4 protein-coding genes are annotated in these 3669 nt (G+C 67.2%); all 4 read right to left on the bottom strand.

Going from position 1 to position 3669, the window contains the following annotated elements; genetic code table 11:
- Positions 1-219, bottom strand: a 219-nt coding sequence (locus B3446_RS23015; RefSeq protein ID WP_349680056.1) for an AMP-binding protein, incomplete at its 3' end; no start/stop codon positions are given.
- Between the two features lie 26 nt (positions 220-245).
- Complete coding sequence (locus B3446_RS23010; RefSeq protein ID WP_291385641.1) at positions 246-1133, bottom strand: ABC transporter permease; 888 nt, start codon at positions 1131-1133, stop codon at positions 246-248.
- A 1-nt stretch (position 1134) separates the two neighbouring features.
- Complete coding sequence (locus B3446_RS23005) at positions 1135-2106, bottom strand: ABC transporter permease (protein WP_291385639.1); 972 nt, start codon at positions 2104-2106, stop codon at positions 1135-1137.
- 7 nt (positions 2107-2113) lie between these two features.
- Positions 2114-3669, bottom strand: a 1556-nt coding sequence (locus tag B3446_RS23000) for an ABC transporter substrate-binding protein (RefSeq protein WP_291385637.1), incomplete at its 5' end; no start/stop codon positions are given.

The following is a 3669-nucleotide window of genomic DNA, read 5'->3' as shown; positions in this document are numbered from 1 at the left end:
CAGGTACTCGGCGCGGTTCAGCGCAGCGATGGCGACGCGTGAGCCGGGCGGCAGGCCGCGCGCGGTCAGCCACGCGGCCACGCCGCCGGCCAGGCGGTCGGCCTCGCCGTGGGTCAACTGCCAAGGTGCGTCAGGCACGCGCAGGTCGATGAGCGCGGGCAGGTCGGCCGGCAGGCGCGGATCGGCAAGGTCGCCAAGATTTTGGGGGGAATGCGTCATGAGAAAGACTTCCAGAAGTGGACGGCTCAGCGCTTTTGCAGCGTGGGATTGAGCGCGTCGTTCAGGCCGTCGCCGACCAGGTTCAGCGACAGCACGGTAAGCATGATGGCCACGCCGGGCACGGCGCAGATGTACCAGGAGGATCGGATCAGGCTGCGGCCTTCGCCCACCAGCCGGCCCCAGCTTGCGATGTTGGGATCGCCCAGCCCCAGGAAGGACACCACCGATTCGTACAGGATGGCCCCGGCCACCACCAGCGACGACATCACGATGACTGGCGGCAGCGCATTGGGCAGGACTTCGGCGGCGGCGATGCGCCACGGGCTCATGCCGACCGCGCGGCAGGCCTGCACGAATTCGCGCTCCTTGAAGGACAGGAATTCCGCGCGAGTCAGACGGGCGATCGGCGGCCAGGACACCAGGCCTACCGCCAGCGTGATGTGCTCGATGCGTGGACCGAGCACCGATACGACCGTCAGCACGAAGACCACGTTGGGAATGATCTGGAACAGTTCGGTCAGGCGCATCAACCCTTCATCCACCCAGCCGCCTGCCCAGGCAGCAGCCGCGCCAACGGTAACGCCGATCAGCGTGGCGGTGGCGGCGGCCACCAGGCCGATCAGGAGCGTCGCGCGCGCGCCGTGGGCAATGAGAGCGGCGATGTCGCGGCCCATGGAGTCCGTGCCCAGCGGATAACGCCAGGACTCGAACGGCCAGATCTCGGGCGCGCCGACGATGCGCAGCGGGTTGACGGGATAAAGCCAGTCGGCGCCGGCCGCCACCAGCGCGACCAGCAGCAGGACCAGCGCGCCGGCCACGGCGCCGCGGTTGCGGGCAAAGCGCATGGCGAACGCATCCGGGCGGCGGGCGGCCGGCGCGGCGGCGGGGACAGTTGCAGCGGAGGTAGCGGACATGTCAGGCGGCCTTGATGCGCGGATCCAGGCGCGTATACGCCAGATCCACAAAGATGTTGGCGATGATGACCACGACCGAACTGAGCACCAGGATGCCCAGCACGACCGGGTAGTTGCGGCTCATGACGCTGTCGAACAGCACGGCGCCGATGCCGGGCCAGCTGAACACCGACTCGATGACGATGCTGCCGCCCAGCACGGCGCCCAGTTGCAGGCCCAGCAGGGTCACGATGGGAAGGACGGCGTTGCGCAGTACATGGCGCAACACGACGGCGACGCGGGTCAACCCCTTGGCATGGGCCGTGCGCACGTAATCCATGCGGCTGACTTCCAGCATCGAGGCGCGCATCACGCGGGCATAGGCGGCGGAATAGAACAGTCCCAACGCCACGGCCGGCAGCGCCAGGTGGTGCAGGATGTCCAGCGCCTGGCGCCACAGCCCGCCGTCCAGCCCGATGGTGACCATGCCGCCCACCGGAAACCAGCCCAGCTTCACCGAGAACATAATGATCAGCATGATGCCCAGCCAGAAGCTCGGCGCCGCAAAGCACAGCACCGCGAAGGCCGACACGGCGCTGTCCCACCACGTGTTGACCTTGACGGCCGACACGATGCCGGCCGCCACGCCCACCAGTACGGCGATGGCGATGCTGGCCAGCATCAGCCCAAGCGTGGCGGGCAGGTGCGCCAGGATCACGTCCAGCACCGGCAGGTTGTGGCGGTAGGAGTAACCCAGATCCAGTTGTGCGACCGACCCGATGTACTTGAGCAACTGCACCGCCGGTGGCTGGTCCAGCCCGTAGGTCACGCGCAGGCGCTCGATCAGCGCCGGGTCAGTGACCTGCTGCTCGGCCGTCATGACATCCAGGAAGGTCCCCGGCACGGACTGGATCAGGGCAAAGTTCAGCACCACAACGCCCAGCAGGAGCGGAATGGCCTGAAGCAGCCGGCGCGAGATCAGGCGGAGAGCCATGTCGTCCTCAGGCCTGCAGCCAAACGTCGGCCAGGGTTTCGCCCTGGACGTTGGCGCCGGTCGTGAAGTTGCGCACGTTCTTGCCGGCCAGCGTGAACGACTGGATTTCCACCAGCGGCACGATCGGCACGTCGGTGGACGCCAGGCGGGCGAACTGCGCAGCCAGCTTGCGGCGGGCCTCCGGATCCGTTTCGACGGCCAGCTTGCCGACGATGCCATCCATTTCGGGGCTGGAATAGCCCGTGGCGTTGCGGAACGCGGCGCCCTTGACGATGCCGTCGGTCGTGAAGAACTGCGTTACGGTGGGCACCAGCTCCAGCGGCGACGTGAAGTTCGATACCGCGATGTCGTAGTCGTATTCGCCATAGATGCGCTTGAGCGCAGTGGCGCGGTCCACGGAATCAAGCTTCACGGCGATGCCGACGTCTTCCAGCGCCTGTTTCAGGTACTGGCCGAGCTTGGCGTTCTCCTCGAACCAGGCGGCGGCCAGCAGGTTGACGGTGAAGCGCTTGCCGTCCTTGACCGGCAAGCCAGCCGCGTCCAGCAGGGCGGCCGCCTTCTTCGGATCGAAGGCATAGCGCGGCACATCGTCGGTGAAGAACAGCGGATTGCTGCTGAAGATGGGCGCAATCGCCGGCTTGCCGCGGCCGTAATAGATGGTGTCGACGATGAATTGCCGGTCGATGGCGTGCAGGATGGCCTGGCGGACCTCGCGGCGGTTGACGATGTCGCGCCGCTGGTTGAACTCGACGGTGACCGTCCACGCGGTGTTCTGGTAGCCGCGCGTATCCACGACGACCTTGCCGGTCTTGACCAGCCGGTCGATGTCGCGCGCGGGCACGGGGTTGGAATAGGCCAGGCCCAGCTCGCCGGTTTCCAGCGCCGCGCCGCGCGAGGCGGGGTCCGCCCACCAGCGGATCACCAACTTGTCCAGGTTCGGCTGCGTGGCGTTCCAGTACTTGTCGTTGCGCAGGTACTCGACATGGCTCCCGCGCACCCACTTGCCGTACTTCCACGGCCCGGTGCCCACCGGCGTGTTGTTCAGCGGATTGGTGATCAGGTCCTTGCCGTCGTACAGGTGCTTGGGCACCAGCAGTTGATACTGGCCGGACAGGGTGGACTTCAGGAAGAACTCGGGCACCGGGGCGTTGAAGGTCAGCACAACCGTGTGCGGATCCGGCGCCGAGGCTTCTGTCAGCGACTTGAGCGCGATGCCGGCCGAAATGGGCTTCCAGTGCTGCAGTACGTTGTAGACCACATCGGCCGACGTGAACGGCGCGCCGTCGTGCCAGGTGACGTTCTCGCGCAGCTTGATCGTGTAGCTGCGAAAGTCTGCGGACGGCGTGACCGACAGGGCCAGCGCGGGCTGGAATTTCAGGTCGGCGTCCAGCTTGAGCAGGCGTTCCAGGATCTTGGTGGACGTCTGAAACGGGCTGGAACCGCCGCCGCCCGGCACGAACAGGGCTTGCGGCTCCAGGCCGCCCCACGTGGCGACGAGCGTGCCGCCACGGCGGGCGGGTCCAGCGTCGGAACCGGGGCGGTCGGTGGCGGCGAGCAGCGTGC

This window comes from Achromobacter sp. UBA5777 (genome assembly GCF_002418565.1).
Classification (GTDB): Bacteria; Pseudomonadota; Gammaproteobacteria; order Burkholderiales; family Burkholderiaceae_B; genus Achromobacter; species Achromobacter animicus.
Note: the sequence above shows the minus strand (reverse complement) of the source record. Positions and strands in the feature narration are given on the sequence as shown.